This window comes from Variovorax sp. CF079 (genome assembly GCF_900101545.1).
Classification (GTDB): Bacteria; Pseudomonadota; Gammaproteobacteria; order Burkholderiales; family Burkholderiaceae_C; genus Variovorax.
In genome coordinates this window covers 37951-54899 of sequence record NZ_FMZU01000023.1, presented here as the reverse complement: position 1 = coordinate 54899, position 16949 = coordinate 37951, and the positions used below count along the sequence as shown (strand labels likewise).

General features: G+C 67.2%; 16 protein-coding genes. 4 read left to right on the top strand and 12 right to left on the bottom strand.

What is annotated here, in order from left to right; genetic code table 11:
* Positions 1-187: 187 nt before the first annotated feature.
* Both BLS74_RS26825 and BLS74_RS26820 read left to right on the top strand, forming a co-directional pair.
* Positions 188-901, top strand: a complete 714-nt coding sequence (locus BLS74_RS26825; RefSeq protein ID WP_093110210.1) for a sulfite exporter TauE/SafE family protein — start codon at positions 188-190, stop codon at positions 899-901.
* Positions 902-924: 23 nt separating this feature from the next.
* Positions 925-1521: a hypothetical protein gene (locus BLS74_RS26820; RefSeq protein WP_139191743.1), complete on the top strand. Its 597-nt coding sequence runs from the start codon at positions 925-927 to the stop codon at positions 1519-1521.
* 534 nt (positions 1522-2055) lie between these two features.
* On the opposite strand, the gene BLS74_RS26815 is transcribed toward BLS74_RS26820, so the two are convergent.
* The 3 genes from BLS74_RS26815 to BLS74_RS26805 all read right to left on the bottom strand — a co-directional run bounded on the left by BLS74_RS26815 (position 2056) and on the right by BLS74_RS26805 (position 5951).
* Positions 2056-2271 (bottom strand): YgaP family membrane protein, encoded by a 216-nt coding sequence (locus BLS74_RS26815; protein WP_093110208.1) that lies wholly within the window; start codon positions 2269-2271, stop codon positions 2056-2058.
* 69 nt (positions 2272-2340) lie between these two features.
* A complete protein-coding gene (locus tag BLS74_RS26810; protein WP_093110282.1) occupies positions 2341-5019 on the bottom strand; it encodes a bifunctional acetate--CoA ligase family protein/GNAT family N-acetyltransferase in 2679 nt (892 codons plus the stop codon).
* Positions 5020-5198: 179 nt separating this feature from the next.
* A complete protein-coding gene (locus BLS74_RS26805) occupies positions 5199-5951 on the bottom strand; it encodes a Rossmann-fold NAD(P)-binding domain-containing protein (RefSeq protein ID WP_170855717.1) in 753 nt (250 codons plus the stop codon).
* A gap of 186 nt (positions 5952-6137) precedes the next feature.
* Between BLS74_RS26805 and BLS74_RS26800 the strand changes: the two genes are divergently transcribed.
* Positions 6138-6869: a Crp/Fnr family transcriptional regulator gene (locus tag BLS74_RS26800; protein WP_093110206.1), complete on the top strand. Its 732-nt coding sequence runs from the start codon at positions 6138-6140 to the stop codon at positions 6867-6869.
* Here the strand turns inward: BLS74_RS26800 and BLS74_RS26795 are convergent.
* The 3 genes from BLS74_RS26795 to BLS74_RS26785 all read right to left on the bottom strand — a co-directional run bounded on the left by BLS74_RS26795 (position 6863) and on the right by BLS74_RS26785 (position 10560).
* On the bottom strand, positions 6863-8911 hold the full coding sequence (locus BLS74_RS26795) for a PAS domain S-box protein (RefSeq protein ID WP_093110205.1): 2049 nt from the start codon (positions 8909-8911) through the stop codon (positions 6863-6865). The genes BLS74_RS26800 and BLS74_RS26795 overlap by 7 nt on opposite strands.
* Entirely contained in the window at positions 8911-9642 is a 732-nt protein-coding gene (locus BLS74_RS26790; RefSeq protein WP_093110204.1) for a winged helix-turn-helix domain-containing protein, read from the bottom strand. Before BLS74_RS26790 ends, BLS74_RS26795 begins: the two co-directional genes overlap by 1 nt.
* A gap of 84 nt (positions 9643-9726) precedes the next feature.
* Positions 9727-10560, bottom strand: a complete 834-nt coding sequence (locus BLS74_RS26785) for a universal stress protein (protein ID WP_093110203.1) — start codon at positions 10558-10560, stop codon at positions 9727-9729.
* Between BLS74_RS26785 and BLS74_RS35195 the strand changes: the two genes are divergently transcribed.
* Entirely contained in the window at positions 10559-11005 is a 447-nt protein-coding gene (locus tag BLS74_RS35195) for a hypothetical protein (protein ID WP_244504011.1), read from the top strand. The two genes, BLS74_RS26785 and BLS74_RS35195, sit on opposite strands and share 2 nt — an antisense overlap.
* 3 nt (positions 11006-11008) lie before the next feature.
* On the opposite strand, the gene BLS74_RS26775 is transcribed toward BLS74_RS35195, so the two are convergent.
* The 6 genes from BLS74_RS26775 to BLS74_RS26750 all read right to left on the bottom strand — a co-directional run bounded on the left by BLS74_RS26775 (position 11009) and on the right by BLS74_RS26750 (position 16863).
* A complete protein-coding gene (locus BLS74_RS26775; RefSeq protein ID WP_093110201.1) occupies positions 11009-11383 on the bottom strand; it encodes a TraR/DksA family transcriptional regulator in 375 nt (124 codons plus the stop codon).
* A 163-nt stretch (positions 11384-11546) separates the two neighbouring features.
* Positions 11547-12536 (bottom strand): zinc-dependent alcohol dehydrogenase family protein, encoded by a 990-nt coding sequence (locus BLS74_RS26770; protein WP_093110200.1) that lies wholly within the window; start codon positions 12534-12536, stop codon positions 11547-11549.
* 5 nt (positions 12537-12541) lie between these two features.
* Entirely contained in the window at positions 12542-13573 is a 1032-nt protein-coding gene (adhP, locus tag BLS74_RS26765; protein WP_093110199.1) for an alcohol dehydrogenase AdhP, read from the bottom strand.
* Positions 13574-13628: 55 nt separating this feature from the next.
* Positions 13629-14348 (bottom strand): acetoacetyl-CoA reductase, encoded by a 720-nt coding sequence (gene phbB / locus BLS74_RS26760; protein ID WP_093110198.1) that lies wholly within the window; start codon positions 14346-14348, stop codon positions 13629-13631.
* A 2-nt stretch (positions 14349-14350) separates the two neighbouring features.
* Positions 14351-15004, bottom strand: a complete 654-nt coding sequence (locus tag BLS74_RS26755) for a BON domain-containing protein (protein ID WP_093110197.1) — start codon at positions 15002-15004, stop codon at positions 14351-14353.
* 137 nt (positions 15005-15141) lie between these two features.
* Positions 15142-16863, bottom strand: coding sequence for a PHA/PHB synthase family protein (locus BLS74_RS26750; RefSeq protein WP_093110196.1), 1722 nt, complete (start codon positions 16861-16863; stop codon positions 15142-15144).
* Positions 16864-16949 lie beyond the last annotated feature (86 nt).

The following is a 16949-nucleotide window of genomic DNA, read 5'->3' as shown; positions in this document are numbered from 1 at the left end:
TTCTGTGACGCGCTGCGCCACCCAGGCTTGATGCACATCAAGGATGACGGGCCGACCTGCCCGCATAGTGGGTCATTGCCTGCCACACCCACCGCCGCATGAACGCATCTCTCGCCCTCGCCCCTGCCGATTCATCTCCCGTCCCGGCTGAGCGCAACCGCACGCGCTTCTCGCGCATCTTCTGATCATGCAGACTGCGCTCGCCAGCACTGCGCTCCTGATGGGATTGGTCGGCGGGCCCCATTGCGTCGCGATGTGCGGCGCTGCCTGTGCCGGCGTGATCCGCATCGTGCGCGTGCCGGTGGATGGTGCTGTGGCACCGCTTTCGGCGAGCCCTCCGGCTGTTTCCGCATCCGTCGCCTTCCATGCGGCCCGTATCGCGGGCTATACGGCTGCCGGGGCGGCCGCCGCAGCGGCGATGCAGAGCCTCGCGTTCGCGAGCGAACAGGTCGCGGCGTTGCGTCCTCTGTGGGTGCTGCTTCATGTGTTCGTGCTCGCCTGGGGCCTGGTGCTCGCCACGCTCGGGCGACAGCCACTCTGGGCGCACCGTATCGGACGCGCGCTCGCGACGCGCCTGCGGCCGCTCACCGGATCGTTGGCCGGCGTGCTCGCGACGGGTGCGCTCTGGGTCTCCATGCCTTGCGGTCTGTTGTATTCCGCGCTGATGCTTGCCGGGCTGGCCAACGGACCGGCGCAAGGCGCACTGACGATGGCCCTCTTTGCCGTGGGCAGCGGCGTGTCGCTGGTTCTGGCCCCTTGGCTGTGGCAGCGCTTGCGTTCAGGTGCCAGCATTGCGCGCAAGGAATGGGGAACCCGGCTTGCCGGCGGGCTGCTTGCGGCGGTGGCAATTCAGGCGCTGTGGATCGACCTGAGTCATCAGATCGACATATGGTGCCGCTGACGGGAGACGCCATGAGAAGCAACATGATCGCGCTGATCGGACTTTCGGCCGTCTGCGCCGCGCTCATGAGCCCTTGCGCTGCCCAGCAGCGCCCCGCGCAACCAGAACTTCAGATGCAGGGCATGGTCGCCCATGACGTTGCATATCAGGCGGCTCTCGATGCAGCCTCGGCCACGCGAAACGCGTCCAAGGACGCCGCTGCGGCGTTGCTCAAGGCAAGAAGGTATGCAGCTCGGCCCTCTGATCGCCGCGTGAAGGCGGCCGGCGAAGCGGCACGAAAGACCGGGCTGTCCGCCCATCGCGCTTGGCAAAGGGCGCTTGTTGCAGCCGATCGCGCGACGAGCCAAAGCAAGACAGCGGCCGAGCATGCGGCGCAGGCGAGCGAACAAGCCTCTGTCGCCTGGACCCAGGCGCTCGAGCAAATCGAGGCGGCGTCCGACCAGTTCGGTGGAGCGAGCCGGGCGCAAGCCAAGAGCGCCGCGAGCGCTGCCTACGAAGATCTCCGGACAGCGCGCGATGCCTTGCGCATGGCAGCAAAGGCGAGCCACGAGGCCGCTGAGGAATCATGGCGGGCGAAAAGACGGGCGCTGAGCGGAGAGACAGCTTCGGCCGCGCCTTAGCGCCGGGTGAGCCTTCAATGAGCACAAACCAGACGGCAGCGGCCCATGCGCATGCGAGGTTGGCAAACAGGGCGGCACCGACACGCAGCGCGAAGCTGCAAGCCCCTGCGTTGACGGCCAGGGTAGATTGGATCACCGTGTTGGCGCTGACCGCGACCAAGGCGCCGCGCACGAAGTGATGGTCGGCAAGCGCCCGCCTATGCTGCGACGGCGAAGGTGCGCAGGCCTGCGGCGGCGCGACGATCACCGTCGCCTTTGCGACCCTTTGCGACGTTCGCGCTCGATACCGAGCAGGAGCCCGAGGCCCAACGCCTGGCGGGGCGAATTGCTCATACCTTCAGTGTCGCTTGAAGCTGCGCGTTCGCCGAGCCGCCGCCGCCAGCGCGCCAGGGATATCGCGATTGCATCAATCCAGGGTGATCCAGGCAATCAGCGCCTGGAAGGCGAGCCACAGCAGTGCCGCGCCGAGCAGCACCAAGACCGCGACGATCATCCACATGACAGGTTTCCCAAGGCGCCTCGATGGGCCGACATTCACGGTCTTGCTGGCCGGGCTCGAGGGCTGTCGCTGGCACAGGTTCTGACGCCGAACAGCGCGTAGGCGGGGCAGGCGCCGAAGAGGCCTGTCAGCAGGGGCACGATGCCCAGATACCCCCATGGCCCGATCGTCCCGGCAGCCGACAGGCCGATGAGCGCGACACCCGCCGTGATGCGCAGCAGGCGATCGGCAGCTCCAACATTCCGCTTCATTGCGCACGCTCCTTGTAGCTTCAATGCATGCATCGTGCGCCAGACATGGGCGAGCGTCCTTGCGAAGGATCAAGGGGTGATGATCGGACTGTTCAATGTCTTGACCACGCGCCGCACGCCCGAATCGGGCGGTTCCGCCGGATCGGCCTCGAAGCCCATGGCGCGCGCCAGGTTCAGCATCCGCGTGTTCTCGCGCAGGATGATGCCCACGAGACGGCCGATTTCGCGGCTCCTGGCGTGCTCGATCATTTGCGCGAACAGCAGCTTGCCGAGCCCGGCGCCCTTGAGATCGGAGCGCACGATGATGGCGAACTCGGCCTCCACCCGGTCGGGATCGCTCACGGTACGGGCCACGCCCAGCGTCTCGGGCGCCCCCTGCGCGTCGGAGCCTTCGGCAATGAAGGCCATCTCACGGTCGTAGTCGATCTGGGTGAGGCGGGCGAGTTCGCTGCGCGGCAGCTCACGCCTTGTCTGGAAGATTCGCATGCGGATGTCTTCCGGGTCGAGTTGCTCCAGAAAGCGCCGGTGCTGCGCCTCGTCCTCGGGGCGGATCGGTCGCAGCGTGATCTCGCGGCCGTTCCAGGCCAGGGTGCGGACCCATTGCGAAGGATACGGAAGGATCGCAAAGCGCTCCGCCCCGGCGACCGGCCGCGCGGCGACGCGAATGCGGGCATCGAGAGCGACAGCGCCCGATTCGTCGACATACAGCGGATTGATGTCGAGTTCCGCCAACTGCGGCAGGTCGGCGAGCATCTGCGACACGGCGATCAGCACGTCGTAGAGCGCGTCCATCCGGGCCGGCGGATGGTCGCGGTAGCCGGCCAGCAGGCGCGACACGCGCGTGCGCGAGACCAGTTCGCGCGCCAGGCTGCGGTTGAGAGGGGGCAGGGCGACGGCACTGTCGGCGCTGACCTCCACCGCGGTGCCACCCTGGCCGCAAAGAATGACCGGGCCGAACACGCTGTCGATGCTGGCCCCGACAATGACTTCCTGGGCATGAGGCCGACGCACCATCGGCTGCACAGTGAACCCGTCGATGCGCGCATCGGGCCGGGCGGTCCGCACGGCGTGCAGCATCTCGCTGACCGCATGGTCCAGCGATGCCTGGTCGCGCAGGTCGAGCCGGACGCCGCCGACGTCGGATTTGTGCGTGATGTCGCGCGAGACGATCTTGAGCGCCACCGGGTAGCCGACTTCTCGCGCCGCTGAAAAAATGGCCTCGGCCGAGGCGGGAACCGCGAGCGTTGGCACCACCGGCACGCCATAGGCCTTGAGCACGGCCTTGGCCTCCTGCTCGCCAAGCCATTCGCGACCTTCGGCGAGCACCGCGTCCAGCCGGCGATGTGCCGATGCGACATCGGGCGCCGGGTTCTCGCTGGCGCTCGGTGCCTCGATCAGGGTGTCCTGGTTGCGTCTGTAGGTTTGCAGCATCGCGAAGGCGCGAACGGCTTCCTCCGGCGTCGGGTAGTCGGGTATGCCGGCCTGTTCGAACAGCTGGCGCGCCTGGGCGACGGCGGCGTCGCCGAGCCAGGCGCTCATGACGCGCGGCCCGGTTGTGCGCAGCAAGGGCAGGCAGGCGCGCGCGATGTCGTCGCTGCGAACGATCGCGGTCGGCGCGTGGACGAACAGCACCGCGCCGGCCGACTCGTCGGCCAGCAGGGCCGACAGCGTGGCGGTGTAGCGCTCGATCGGTGCATCGCCGATGATGTCGATCGGGTTGGCGTGCGACCAGTTGGCTGGCAGCACCGCATTCAAGCGTTCCAGCAGCGCCTCGTTCGGCTCGGCGAGCGTGATGCCGGCCCGCGCGGCCGCGTCCGCTGCCATCACGCCGGCGCCGCCGCCGTTGGTCATGATGGTCAGCGATTCACTGCGGTTGCCGCGAAAACGCGCCAGGGTCTCCGCCGCGATGAACAGGTCCTGCAGCGTGTCGACACGCAACATGCCGGCGCGGCGGATGGCGGCGTCGTAGACGGCGTCCGAACCCGCCAGTGCACCGGTGTGCGAGGCGGCGGCGCGCACGCCGTTGCCGGCGCGCCCGGCCTTCACGACGATCACCGGCTTGTTGCGCGCCGCCGCACGCGCGGCGGACATGAACTTGCGCGGCGACTCCACCGATTCGACGTAGAGCAGGATGGATCGCGTGCGCGCGTCGCTCGCCAGATGGTCGAGCAGGTCGCCGAAATCGACGTCGCAGTGGTCGCCGAGGGACACGAGGTGCGACAGGCCGATGCCGCGGCTCTTGGCCCAGTCAAGTACCGCGGTGACCAGCGCGCCGGACTGCGACACGAAGGCCAGCTCCCCCGGCAGCGCGTCGGTATGGGCGAAGCTGGCATTCAGCCCGATGTGCGGGCTCAGCAGCCCGATGCAATTGGGACCCAGCAGGCGCATCAGATAGGGCTTTGCCGCATCGAGCGCTGTCTGCTTCTGCGCTGCACTCAGACCGGCGGTCACGATGATGGCAGCGCGGGTGCCCAGCGCGCCGAGTTCGGCGATCAGTTGCGCCACCGTGTGCGCCGGCGTACACAGGAGGGCGAGATCCGGTGCGCCGGGCAGATGGGCAGCCTTCGCGAACACGGGCGCACCACCCAGCACAGCGTGCTTGGGATTGACGGCATAGATCGGCCCCGTGAAATGGCCGGCGCGCAGGTTGCGCCAGACGGTGGCGCCGACACTGCCTTGGCGGTTCGAAGCGCCGAACACGGCGACCGAGTTCGGAGACAGCAGGCGGTCGAGATGGCGAATGGTCAAGGGGGCCTCCGGCGAAAAGCCGATCATGCGCAGCGAGGCACGCCTGTGCCTTGACGAACATCAAGCCGAAGCGTGCGGCGGCTGCCACGTATCGGCCAGCCGTCATCGCACGCCGCCTGACCGTCTGCTGCCGGTCGCGCGAAGACCGAAGGGATGCCGCTCGGCCTGAGACTTTCGCGTCAGACTCTCTCTATCGTGTCCAGCAACACCGCCTGCATCACGCGTCGGTGCGTCTCCGAGCGTCTAGCCTCGTCGAGCATGCTCGATGGCGAATGCAGCGCCCAGCGAGGATGGTGCGTGGCATCGACCACGAAAATCGTCGCGTCGTTCGATGCCGCCTGCAGGCGCTGGCCCAGGCGCACCTCGAAGCCGATCTGCCGGGCGGCCGCGAGAAACGCGCGCCCGCGCTTCGTTCGCGGGTCGCCGAGGTAGAGGATCGAAGGCTTCGAGGCCTTCGATGCCGATGGCGGCCGATGGTCACAGAGCGTCATGAGATCCGCCAGCACCTGCACCAGATGATCCTCAAGGGCCAATCCTGCGTAGACCGGCACGCCCGCCGCCTCCTGCTCGATCTGGCGCACGGTGACCGCAGCCAGCGTGCCGCAGTCGATGGCGTCGTACATGCGCCTCAGCATCCGCGCCAGGCCGCGGATATCGTCGCGTCCTGACACCCCGGCCGGTTCGGCGAATGGCACCTCGGCGACCCGGGCGCCGAGCTCCAGCGCGGCGCGATGCAGGGCGGAGGTTTCCCCGCTGGGCGATCGACCCAGCAGCAGGGCGATGTTCTTGCCGTGCAAGGGCTTGCCGATCGTGCCCGCATGCGCGTGCGCCTGCAGGCGCCGGGCGGCCGCGAAGATCGCCAGGATGTCTCCCGCGGCCAGCGGCTTGTCCAGCGCCAGGCGGTGAGAAGGGAGGGAGAGAGCGGATTCCACAGGAGCGAAGGTAGGCCCCGCTGCGGTCACGACCTTTGATCGCCATCAACATTCCGGCGTCCAGCCGCCATCGATACCGGTCTGACACAGAGCATTCACCCACTGTTACCGAGCGGGCCGCCGCATTGGCGCTCCTGTTGCAGTGCCCTTCTAAGCTTCCAGCTATCGAACTGCGAGGACCAAGCGATGACTGAAGCGACAAGCGTGACCCAGGGCCACCGGACTGCCGCGCGGCGCATTGCCGACATGCTGCAACTGCTGCAGGACAGCGTGGCGATCCAGCGGCGCATCGTCCGCGCGGGCGACACGGTCTACCAGGTGGGGCAGCAGTTCGGCTGCCTCTACATCGTGAACTCGGGCTTCTTCAAGATGGTCAACCTCTCCGGGGAGGGGCGCGAGCAGGTGGTCGGTCTGCACTTCAAGGGCGACTGGCTGGGCCTCGACGGCATCGCGGCGGGCCAGTACGGCTGCGACGCGGTCGCGATGGACACCGGCGAGGTCTGGGCGGTTCGCTATGACGCGCTGCTGCAGGCGGCGGTTCGCACGCCCGCCTTGCTGACCGCGCTGCACCAGGCGATGAGCCGCGAGCTCGTGCGCGACCACGATTCGCTGCTCTCACTGTGCACCTTGCCGGCCGACGCCCGCGTAGCCGGTTTCCTGCGCTACTGGGCCGACGCGCTCGCACAGCGCGGCCTGCGCACCGACCAGATCACCCTTCACATGACCCGCGCGGAGATCGGCAACTACCTGGGCATGACGCTGGAGTCGGTGAGCCGGGCGCTGTCGCGGCTGGCGCGTGGCGACGTGATCCGCTTCATCGAGAAGGGCCGGCGCGACATCCACATCCCGCAGGTCGAGGCGCTGACGAGCTTCATCCAGCGCATCGCCGCGCCGATGACGGCGGCGGCCCTTCATTGAGCGGCGCCCAGGACCTTCACCATCGCGCGTTCGAGTTCGACCCGCGTGTAGGGCTTGCGCAGCAGCTCCCAGTCCTGCGGCTCGTGGAACACTTTGCTGGAATAACCCGACATCAGCAGCATCGGCAGGCCTGGCCGTCGCGTGCGTGCCGCCTCCGCCAGTTCGGTGCCGCGCATGCCGGCGCCGAGCAGGATGTCGGTGAGCAGCAGCCCGATGTCCGAGTCTGATGCGAGCATGCGCAACGCGTCTTCGGCGTTCGCGCAGGCGACGACCTCGCAGGCCATCGAAGTGAGAAACTTCTGCACCACGCTTCGGACCTCGGCGTCGTCCTCGACCAGCAGGACACGCAGTCCGGGCGGTACGCTGTCCAGAGTCGCGGCGTCGAACTCGTCGTCGGCAGCACCGTCCACTTCGACTTGGGGAAGATAAAGCGTTACCGTCGTGCCCGCGCCGGGCGCGCTGCTGAGACCGACGGCGCCGCGCGACTGCTTGGCGAAGCCGTAGACGGTCGAGAGACCCAGGCCGGTGCCGCGGCCGGCTTCCTTGGTCGTGAAGAAGGGCTCGAAGGCGCGCTCCTTCACGGCCTCGGGCATTCCCTCGCCGGTGTCCGAGATCGAGATTGCCACATAGCCGTCCGCCTCGGCCTGCTCTCGCTCGGCATCGAGACTGGCCGGCAGCGACGCAACGGCGCGGCAGGCAAAGGCCAGCGTGCCGCCTTGAGGCATGGCATCGCGTGCATTGATGGCGATGTTCAACAGCGCGGATTCGAGCTGCACCGGATCCGCCAGACACAGCACCTCCTTGGCATCGAGCGTGATGACGATGCGCTGGTCCAGCGTGCGGCGCAGCATGTCGGTCAGGGAATGCAGCAACGCGGAGGTGTCGACGATCGTGGGCTGAAGCACCTGGCGCCGCGAGAACGCGAGCAGCTTGCTCGTCAATTCGGCACCACGGCGTGTGGCGCGGGCGGCGGCGCCGACGAGTTGCTGGACGAAGGGATCGTCGGCGCACGCAGGAGCGTCCTCCAGCACCTGCAGATTGCCGGAGATGACGGTCAGCAGGTTGTTGAAGTCGTGCGCGACGCCGCCGGTGAGCTGGCCGACGGTCTCCAGCCGCTGTGCATGGTTGAGCGCCTCTTCGCTCTGCGCGCGCTGCAGGACGGTCGCGAGCAGGCTCGACAGCGAATCGAGGAATCGAAGTTCGTCGTCGCCGAAGCGTCTGGGCGTGCTCGAACGTACGGCCAGCACACCGATGGTCCGGCCACGATCCGACAGCGGCACGGCGAGCTCGCTTGGCAGGCCGCTTTCAATCGCGCGCGCCGCCGACTGGAAGCGCTGCTCCCGGGCGTGATCATCCACCAGAACCGCTTTGCCGTCGGCTACAACGCTGCCGGCAAGCGAGGTGGGGGACTTGGGAATTCGATCGCCGACGGCGAGATCCTGCAAGGCGCCGGTGATGGCCGCGACCCGAAACTCGAGGCCGTTCGGCTCCAGCAGGAGAATCTCGGCCGTTTCGACCTGGAGCGCTTCGGCCGCGATCGCCGGCACGAGTTCCAGAAGTTCTTGCGGGTCGCGCGCATCGACTGCGAAGCGGCCGAACTGGGCGAGATGCTCGGCGTACCGGGCTCTCTGCAACGCCTGCTTGACGCGCGGATAGGTACCCACGCTGCGAATCGCGGCCACGACATACGGCAGGCCGTGGTCCTGCAATGGGCTCAGCGCGATCTCGACCATCACCTCGCTGCCGTCGCGCCGCTTGGCGACCAGGTCCATCTGCATGCCCATTGGGCGTGTACGCGGGTGGGCTGCATAGGCGCTGCGATAGGCCGCATGGCGTGGCCGGATCGCGTCGGGCACCAGTTCGTCGACCGAAAGTCCAACGAGTTCATCTGCCGAATAACCCAGCAAATCGAGCGCCGCCGGATTGGCCAGTCCGATCACGCCCTGAAGATCGACCAGCAGAAGTGCGTCCGGATAGGCAGCGAAGAGCGAACGGAATACGGCCCCGTCGTCGAATCCGGGAACGAGGGATTTCCGTTTCATCAACCCGCCTCGACCTTGGCGACGAGGATGTAGCCGGCGCCGCGGACCGATTTGATGATCTGCGGATTGTTCGGGTCGGCTTCCAGCTTGCGGCGTAGTCGTCCGACCTGGACATCGATGGTGCGGTCGAAGGGACCACCGTCGCGGCCACGGGTGCGCTCGAGGAGGAAGTCCCGCGACAGCACGCGGCCCGGGTGCGTCACGAGCGTGTGCAGCAGGTCGAATTCGCCGGTAGTCAGCGGCACCTCGTTTCGACCCGGATCCAGCAGCCGCCGTGCCGCGGTGTCGAGCTCCCACTGCGCGAAGCGCAACAGCGTCGTCGCGGCTTCGGCGTTCGCTTTTCCCTGGCCTTGTTCACCAGGTGTAAGGCGGCGCAGCACCGCTTTGATGCGCGCCAGCAATTCGCGCAGATCGAAAGGCTTGGTGACGTAGTCGTCGGCCCCGATCTCGAGGCCGACCACCTTGTCGACCGCATCGCCGCGGCCGGTGACGATCACCAGCCCGCAGCGCCAGTGCTCTCGCAACTGGCGCGCGATGGCGAAACCGTCCTCGCCAGGCAGACCCAGGTCGAGCAGCACGAGCATGGGCGCATCGCGTTGCATCAACTCCATGAGCGCTGCACCGGAATGCAGCTGGCTGACGCGAAACCCATGCCCTTGCAGATAGGTTGCAAGAAGCGTTGTGATTTCGACTTCATCGTCGAGGACGGCGAGGTGGGTGGGAGCAGTCACCCAGGGATGTTATCCCTTGTGGCGGCGGCATCGCAACGCCACGCCTGGACACGCCGAGGGCGGGAAATGGCCCGGCGGATGCGACTAGTGAGCCATCAAGGCTGGCACCGTCATCGACTCCAGCACTGTGCGGGTCGCCCCGCCCAGCACCAACTCGCGTGCGCGGCTGTGGCCGTAGCAGCCCATCACGATCATTTCGGCGCCGGTGTCCGCCGCCAGGGTCAGCAGTTCGTTGCCGGCATCGCGTTCCGTGAGCCAACGATGCTCGCGCACGTGCTCGATGCCGTGCAGGCGAAGGTAGTTCGGGACCTCCAATGGCGCCGACTGCGTGTAGTCGGCGTTTTGGTCGGCGCACACCAGGTGGACCTGCCGGGCGCCTCGCAGGAAGGGCAGGGCGGCAGTGAGTGCGCGGGCGGATTCGCGCGTCGGCTTCCAGGCCACCAACACGGTCTGCGGTGCGGCGGTTGCCTCGCCGGCGTATGGAATGACGAGCGCGGGCCGGCCGCTGTCGATGATCGCGCACTCGACGAAGTCGCCCGGCACATCGCGGCCCGTGGCATCGCCCGGATCGCGTTGCCCAAGTACCAGAAGGTCCGACGCCAGGGCGCGCCGCGCGAAACTGCAGATCACCGGATCGCCGTTCAACTCCAGCCACTCGCACTCGGGCGCTCCGGCATGCCTCGCTCGCTCGAACGTGGCCATGGCATGGGCACGGTGATCCGCATCGATGCCGGCGGGCGGTGGCACCAACGGAACGCCTCCCGCGAGGGGCAGCAGGGGCGGGTAGCGTGGGGCTACTGCGAACAGCGCGGTCAACCTGGCCCGATAGGCGCTTGCCAGTTGGTGCGCAAGGCGCAGCCGTGCCTCGGCGCGCGCCGTTCCGTCAAGGTGAACAAGAAGGGATTTGACGGGGTGCATGACGGTGCTCCTGCATGTTCATCCATCTTGCGCGGCAGCACGGCTGCAAGGCTTGCGTCAGCGCAAGCAATCGGCGGGTCGCAGCCGCTCGGATGCAGCGGTCCTCGCTGCATCCGAGCGATGTTCGGCACTGTTGACCTACATCAAAACGCCCGAAACACCGCTGAGCGATCCTGAGCTGGTACCCGTGCTGCAACGGAATGGCGCAACCCTTGTCCTGGAGAACCGTATGCCCAATGAAACTTCCACCGTCTACTCGCTTCGCGACGGCTACTTGCGGTCGGCTCTCGAATGGCAGGGCGCATTGACCGAGGCCTTGATGCAGGCTCAGCGCAGCCAGTTGCAGATGGTGTCCGCCTGGCAGACGTCACTGGGCGCATTCAACCAGGACTTGTGGGACCGATGGGTATGCCGCTTCGGCGGCGGCGTGCCGCTCGACGGCTAGGGGTCAGCGACGAAGCCGGAGCTCGGCCGTGGCTTGGCACGCGGCACAGCGAATGGCGATGGGTTGCGCGAGCAGGCGCTCGCGCGCAATGGCCTCGCCGCAGTCCGCGCAGATGCCGTAGCGCCCATCTGACATGCGCTGCTCGGCCTGCTCGATGTCGCGCAGCCTGGCGCGGTCGATCTCGATCTCGGCGAAGCGCACGTCGCCGAGACGTTCGGCTTCGGCTTCGTCCGCGTGGCTCTGAACTTCATGGTCCTGAGGCTGAAGATGGGCTTCGACATCGGCCGCGGTATCGCGGATTTCATCGAGGACGCTGTGTTTCATGGCCTGGAGTTGAGCGGCCAGTGCGTTGAGGTCGGCTGAAGTCAGATGTTTCATGGGAACCTACTAGAAGATCGGGGAGTGCATTGATCGTCGCTGCCGTCGGTCTCGATCACCTTGACCTCCGTCAAACTGTGGGCGACATGTGCTCCAGCAGATGGCTGTGGATTGGCGCCGGGCAGGTACTGCATGGCGGTGCGGCGGGCCGATGTCGCGACGCTCAGGGCAACAGTACCGCGGCGCCCAGAAGTCGGCCGGCGCGCAGGTCGGCGAGCGCTTCATTGGCCTGGGCCAGGCTATAGGTCGTGATGTGGATCTGCGGCGGGTGCGCTTGCACCTGGTCCAGGAATTCACGGGCGTCGAGGCGCGTGAGATTGGCCACGGAGACGAGCTGCCGTTCTTCCCAGAGCAATCGGTAGGCAAAGGCGGGAATGTCGCTCATGTGGATGCCAGCGCAGACGACGCGGCCGCCTTTGCGCACCGCGCTCAGCGCGATCGGCACGAGTTCGCCCGCCGGCGCAAAGATGATCGCGGCGTCCAGCGGGACGGCGGGCGTTTCGTCCGAACCCCCGGCCCATGCGGCGCCCAGCGAGCGCGCGAAGGCCTGGCCTGCTGCGTCGCCAGGCCGTGTGAAGGCATGGACCTGCCGGCCCTGGCCGGCAGCGACCTGCGCGATCAGGTGCGCAGCCGCGCCAAACCCGTAGAGGCCCAGGCGCCGTGCGCCTTCACCGGCTGCTTTCAGGCTGCGCCAGCCGATCAGACCGGCGCACATGAGAGGTGCGATCCGGGCCGGCTCCTGCGTCAACATGCCGAGCGGCAGGCAGAAATCGGCCTCGGCGATGACATGGCTCGCAAAGCCGCCGTCGCGGTGGTAGCCGGTGAAGCGCGGCGCATCGCACAGGTTTTCGCTGCCGCTGGCGCAGAAGGCGCAGTGGCCGCAGCTGTGGCCCAGCCAGGGTACGCCAACGCGGTCGCCGATGCGGTGCACGAGGACGCCCGCACCGAGCGCTTCGACCTCGCCGACGATCTCATGGCCTGGCACGATCGGCATCACGGGCAGTGGCAGGTCGCCGTCGACCACGTGCAGGTCGGTGCGGCAGACCGCGCAGGCCAGCACGCGCAGACGCAGCTCGCCGGCGGCCGGCTCCGGCAGTGGGCGCTGTTCCATCCGCAGCGCCTGGCCCGCAGCGCAGAGCACCATCGCCTGCATCGAAGCTAGACCTCGTCCGTCAAGCGCATGACGACTCGGCCCTCGATCCGGCCTTGGCGCATGCGGTCGAAGACTGAGTTGATGTTGTCGAGCCGGTCTTCGCTGCACACCGTGCGCACCTTGCCTTCGCCGGCGAATTCCAGCGCCTCCTGCAGGTCCTTGCGGGTGCCCACGATCGAGCCCCGCACGGTCTTGGCATTGAGGACCATGTCGAAGATCGGCAGCGCGAAATCGCCCGGCGGCAGTCCCACCATCGACATGGTGCCGCGCTTGTGCAGCATGCCCAGCGCCTGGGCGAAGGCGCTGCGCGAGACGGCGGTCACCAGCACGCCGTGCGCGCCGCGCAGGGCCTTCTGCATCTCCTGCGCGGGATCCTGTTTCGCAGCATTGATCAGCATGTCGGCCCCGACCTCCTTGGCCAGTTGCAGCTTCTCGTCGTCGATGTCGACGGCGGCGACGTGGAAGCCCATCGCCTTGGCGTACTGCACCGCCAGGTGACCCAGGCCGCCGACACCGGAGATTGCCACCCAGTCGCCCGGTTTGCAATCCAGGACCTTGAGTCCCTTGTAGACCGTGACGCCCGCGCAGAGCACGGGCGCGATCTCGGTGAAGCCGACATTCGCCGGCAGGTGGCCCACGTAGCCCGGGTCGGCGAGCACGTATTCCGCGTAGCCGCCGTTGACGGTGTAGCCGGTCATCTGCTGGTGGTCGCACAGCGTCTCCCAGCCGGTGATGCAGTGTTCGCAATGGCCGCAGGCGGTATGCAGCCACGGCACGCCCACGCGGTCGCCTTCCTTGACGTGCTTCACGCCCGCGCCGACGGCCGCGACGTGGCCCACGCCCTCGTGGCCGGGGATGAAGGGCAAGGCGGGCTTGACCGGCCAGTCGCCTTCGGCTGCATGCAGGTCGGTATGGCAGACGCCGGAGGCGGCCACCTTGACCAGCACCTGCCCCGGGGGCACCTCGGGCACGGGCACTTCTTCAATCTTCAGGGGTTGTCCGAACGCGTGGACAACCGCGGCTTTCATCGTTCGCATGGCAAGCTCCAGGAGCAGAAAAAGGGGGATGTTTGTTTGGTCGCTATGCGGCCGCTCAGGGCATGTACTTGCCGCCGTTGATCGACAGCGTGATGCCGCTGATGAAACCGGCTTCGTCGGCGGCTAGAAAGACGACGCCGCGCGCGATCTCCGCCGGTGTCGCCAGCCGCCCCATCGGGACAGCCTTCAGGATCTGCGCCAGCGCGTCGGGCGGCACGGCACCGACCATGGCGGTGTCGGTGTAACCCGGCGCGACGACATTGGCCGTGATGTTGCGGGACGCGCCCTCGAGCGCGAGCGACTTCGTGAAGCCGACGAGGCCCGCCTTGGTCGCGGCATAGTTGGTCTGCCCCGCCTGGCCCGACAGCCCGTTGACCGAGCTCATGTTGACGATACGGCCGAAGCGGCGTTCCCGCATACCCTCGATCACCGCCCGGCACATGTTGAAGCACCCGCCAAGATTCACGTCGAGCACCTCGCGCCACTGCTCGAACGTCATCTTGTGCAGCATCGCGTCGCGCGTGATGCCGGCATTGTTGATCAGCACCTCGATCGGTCCCAGGGCGGCCTCCACGCGGGCCACGCCCGCCTTGCAAGCCGCAGGATCGGCCACATTCCACGCGAATGCGGGAATGCCGGTTCGTGCGGTGAACGCCTCCGCCGCCTGCGTGTTGGTTCCGTAGTTGGAGGCGACGCGGTAGCCTGCGGCCAAAAGGGCTTCGGCCACGGCGGCTCCGATGCCAGCGGTGCCGCCGGTGACCAGTGCGACGCGCATCCTCAGGCTTCAACGAGCAGGTTGTTGATCACGTTGGCGACGCCCGGCGCCGACCATGCGGCTCCCTGGGCGGCCTTGCGTTCGGCCCAAGAGTGGACCTTGCCGCTGAGCGTGACGTGGGCACCGTTGACCTCGATCTTGATCTGCTCGGCCTCGCGATCGGCCTGGCGCTCCAAAGCTTCGCGGATCTTCTTTTCGACGTCGGCCGGCGTGAACTTCGGCTTCACGACGACCCGGTTCGTGACGCCGGTGACGCCCAGCAGGCTGCGCACGGCACCTTCCGCGGCCCTGCGCTGGTATTCCCACTCGACCTCACCATTGAGCGTGACCCAGCCCTGTTCCACCATCGGGTGGATCTTGTCGTCAGGCACAAGCACGTTCCACTCGATGGCGCGCTCCACCGCCATGGCGATGTCGGCGTCGGTGCGCTCGTAGTCGGAGGCGAGCTTGACCGGCATTTCGATCGCCAACGCCTTCACGCCCTTGACGCGCTGCGCAGCGCGCTCGATGGCGTACTTCTCGGCGTGGCTGGAGGGATGGCCTGTCAATGTGACCACGCCGTCCTTGACGATCACGCCGACGTTGGTGGCGGTGATCGCCGGGTCCCAGGTCAGCTCGGCGACGATATCGCTTCTGAGTTGTGCATCGGATCTCATGAGCTTCCTTTCGTTGGTGGATGGAGGGCAGCCGTGTGGCGCTCTGGATTCAGGCTCGCAATGCCTGTGACATCACTTTAGGAAGCGCTTGGGGGTTGAGCGTTGCGCTGGATCAAGGGATTGGCACGGCGCGGGACTCAACGCGCCATGACATAGGTGCCCGGTGCGTTGCAGATGGGGGCGTAGCCGAGCTGCGCATGGCCCATGCGCGGCGGCTTGCGCCGCGGTCCGGAGCGATCCGCCAGCCATACTTGCAACGCCGGCCACCAGGAGCCTTCGATCTGCTCGGCGCGAGCCGTGTACCCATCCGGCGGCACATAGGGTGCATTCCTGGCGCGGTGGAGGATCCGATAGTGGCGGTGCGCGTGGCCGGGCTCGCTCAGGATGCCGGCGTTGTGGCCGCCGTCCGTGAGGACGAAGCTGATCTCGGTATCGCACAGCAGGTTCAACTTGTAGACGGAGCGCCATGGCGCGACATGGTCGGTTCGTGTGCCGACGGCGAAGACCGGCACCTCGATGTCGCCCAGGGAGACCGGGTGTCCGTTCACCAGATACTGGCCACGCGCAAGCGCGTTCTCGAGGAACAGGCTGCGCAGGTAGTCGGCGTGCATCCGGTAGGGCATGCGCGTGCCGTCGGCGTTCCAAGCCATGAGATCGGTCATCGGCGCTCGCTCGCCGAGGAGGTAGTTCTGCACCATGGGCGACCAGATGAGGTCGACGGCGCGCAGCAAGTGGAAGGCGCCGGCCATCTGTCTCGAATCCAGATAGCCCTGGCGCGCCATCAGGTCTTCCATGAAGCTGAGCTGGCTCTCGTCGATGAAAAGGCCGAGTTCTCCCGGCTCGGTGAAGTCAGTCTGCGCCGCCAGCAACGTCACGGTGGCCAGGCGATCGTCTTGGTCGCGCGCCATGGCTGCCGCGCCGATGGCCAGCAGCGTGCCGCCCAGGCAGTAGCCCACCGCATGCACGCGCTGACGGGGCACGATGGCGTTGATGGCATCGAGGCCCGCCATCAGGCCCTGCGCCAGGTAGTCATTGATGCCGAGGTCCCGATCTTTCGCATCCGGGTTCTTCCACGAGATCGCGAACACGGTGTGACCCTGGTCGACCAGGTAGCGGATCAGCGAGTTGTGCGGCGACAGGTCGAGGATGTAGTACTTCATGATCCACGCGCTCATGACCAGCACCGGCTCGGCATGGACCGTGGCCGTCGTGGGCGCGTACTGGATCAGTTCCATCAGGTGGTTGCGCAAGACGACCTTGCCGGGGGTGATCGCGACGTCGCGCCCCGGCACGAAGTTCTCGGCACCCTTTGGCGGCAGGCGCTGAACGCTCCGCTGCAGGTCTTCTGCCCAGTTGCGGGCACCTTGCATCAGATTCAGTCCGCCGGTCGCAGCGGTTCTTTGCAGCACCAGCGGGTGGGTGGCCGGCGAATTTGCCGGCGAGCACATGTTGTGCAACTGCCGCGTCGCGAAAGAAACGACCTCTTCGTGATGACGTTCGACGCCGGGCACCGCTTCGGTCAGCTCCCGCAGCCATTGCGTGCCTGTGCGGAACGCCTGCCGGTACAGGTTGAAAGGCCATGCATCCCACGAAGGATCTGCGAGGCGGCGGTCGTCCTCGTGCGAATCCGGCGTCGGTGGTCCATGGGCGGGCATGGGTTGGAAGGCCTGGGTCGCGGCCGCAACCGCCTGCGTCAGCGGGCGGATCATGAGCACTTGCGCGCTGCGCGCCGGCTGCGCCGCGAGGTGGATGGCCCAGTCCGACCAGGCCAGCATCAGCGCTGCGGGCGAAAGTCCCTTCGTCAGTTGGGCCAGTCCGGCGTGCAGTGTCCGGTCCAGCGCGTCGACTCTGTCGTCCATCTGAATCCTTGAAGTGATTACCGATCGCGTCGAAGTCTGGGTGCGAGAACGAGTGCGGCGTTTGATCGATGTCAAGGTGCCGCAAC

Coding starts and splice junctions, on each gene's coding strand:
- BLS74_RS26820 (WP_139191743.1), top strand. CDS start 925: ATGATCGCGCTGATCGGACTTTCGGCCGTCTGCGCCGCGCTCATGAGC.
- BLS74_RS35195 (WP_244504011.1), top strand. CDS start 10,559: ATGACGGTGCTCCTGCATGTTCATCCATCTTGCGCGGCAGCACGGCTG.
- adhP (WP_093110199.1), bottom strand. CDS start 13,573: ATGCGAACGATGAAAGCCGCGGTTGTCCACGCGTTCGGACAACCCCTG.
- BLS74_RS26755 (WP_093110197.1), bottom strand. CDS start 15,004: ATGAGATCCGATGCACAACTCAGAAGCGATATCGTCGCCGAGCTGACC.
- BLS74_RS26800 (WP_093110206.1), top strand. CDS start 6,138: ATGACTGAAGCGACAAGCGTGACCCAGGGCCACCGGACTGCCGCGCGG.
- BLS74_RS26770 (WP_093110200.1), bottom strand. CDS start 12,536: ATGCAGGCGATGGTGCTCTGCGCTGCGGGCCAGGCGCTGCGGATGGAA.
- BLS74_RS26750 (WP_093110196.1), bottom strand. CDS start 16,863: ATGGACGACAGAGTCGACGCGCTGGACCGGACACTGCACGCCGGACTG.
- BLS74_RS26795 (WP_093110205.1), bottom strand. CDS start 8,911: ATGAAACGGAAATCCCTCGTTCCCGGATTCGACGACGGGGCCGTATTC.
- BLS74_RS26815 (WP_093110208.1), bottom strand. CDS start 2,271: ATGAAGCGGAATGTTGGAGCTGCCGATCGCCTGCTGCGCATCACGGCG.
- BLS74_RS26775 (WP_093110201.1), bottom strand. CDS start 11,383: ATGAAACATCTGACTTCAGCCGACCTCAACGCACTGGCCGCTCAACTC.
- BLS74_RS26785 (WP_093110203.1), bottom strand. CDS start 10,560: ATGCACCCCGTCAAATCCCTTCTTGTTCACCTTGACGGAACGGCGCGC.
- BLS74_RS26825 (WP_093110210.1), top strand. CDS start 188: ATGCAGACTGCGCTCGCCAGCACTGCGCTCCTGATGGGATTGGTCGGC.
- phbB (WP_093110198.1), bottom strand. CDS start 14,348: ATGCGCGTCGCACTGGTCACCGGCGGCACCGCTGGCATCGGAGCCGCC.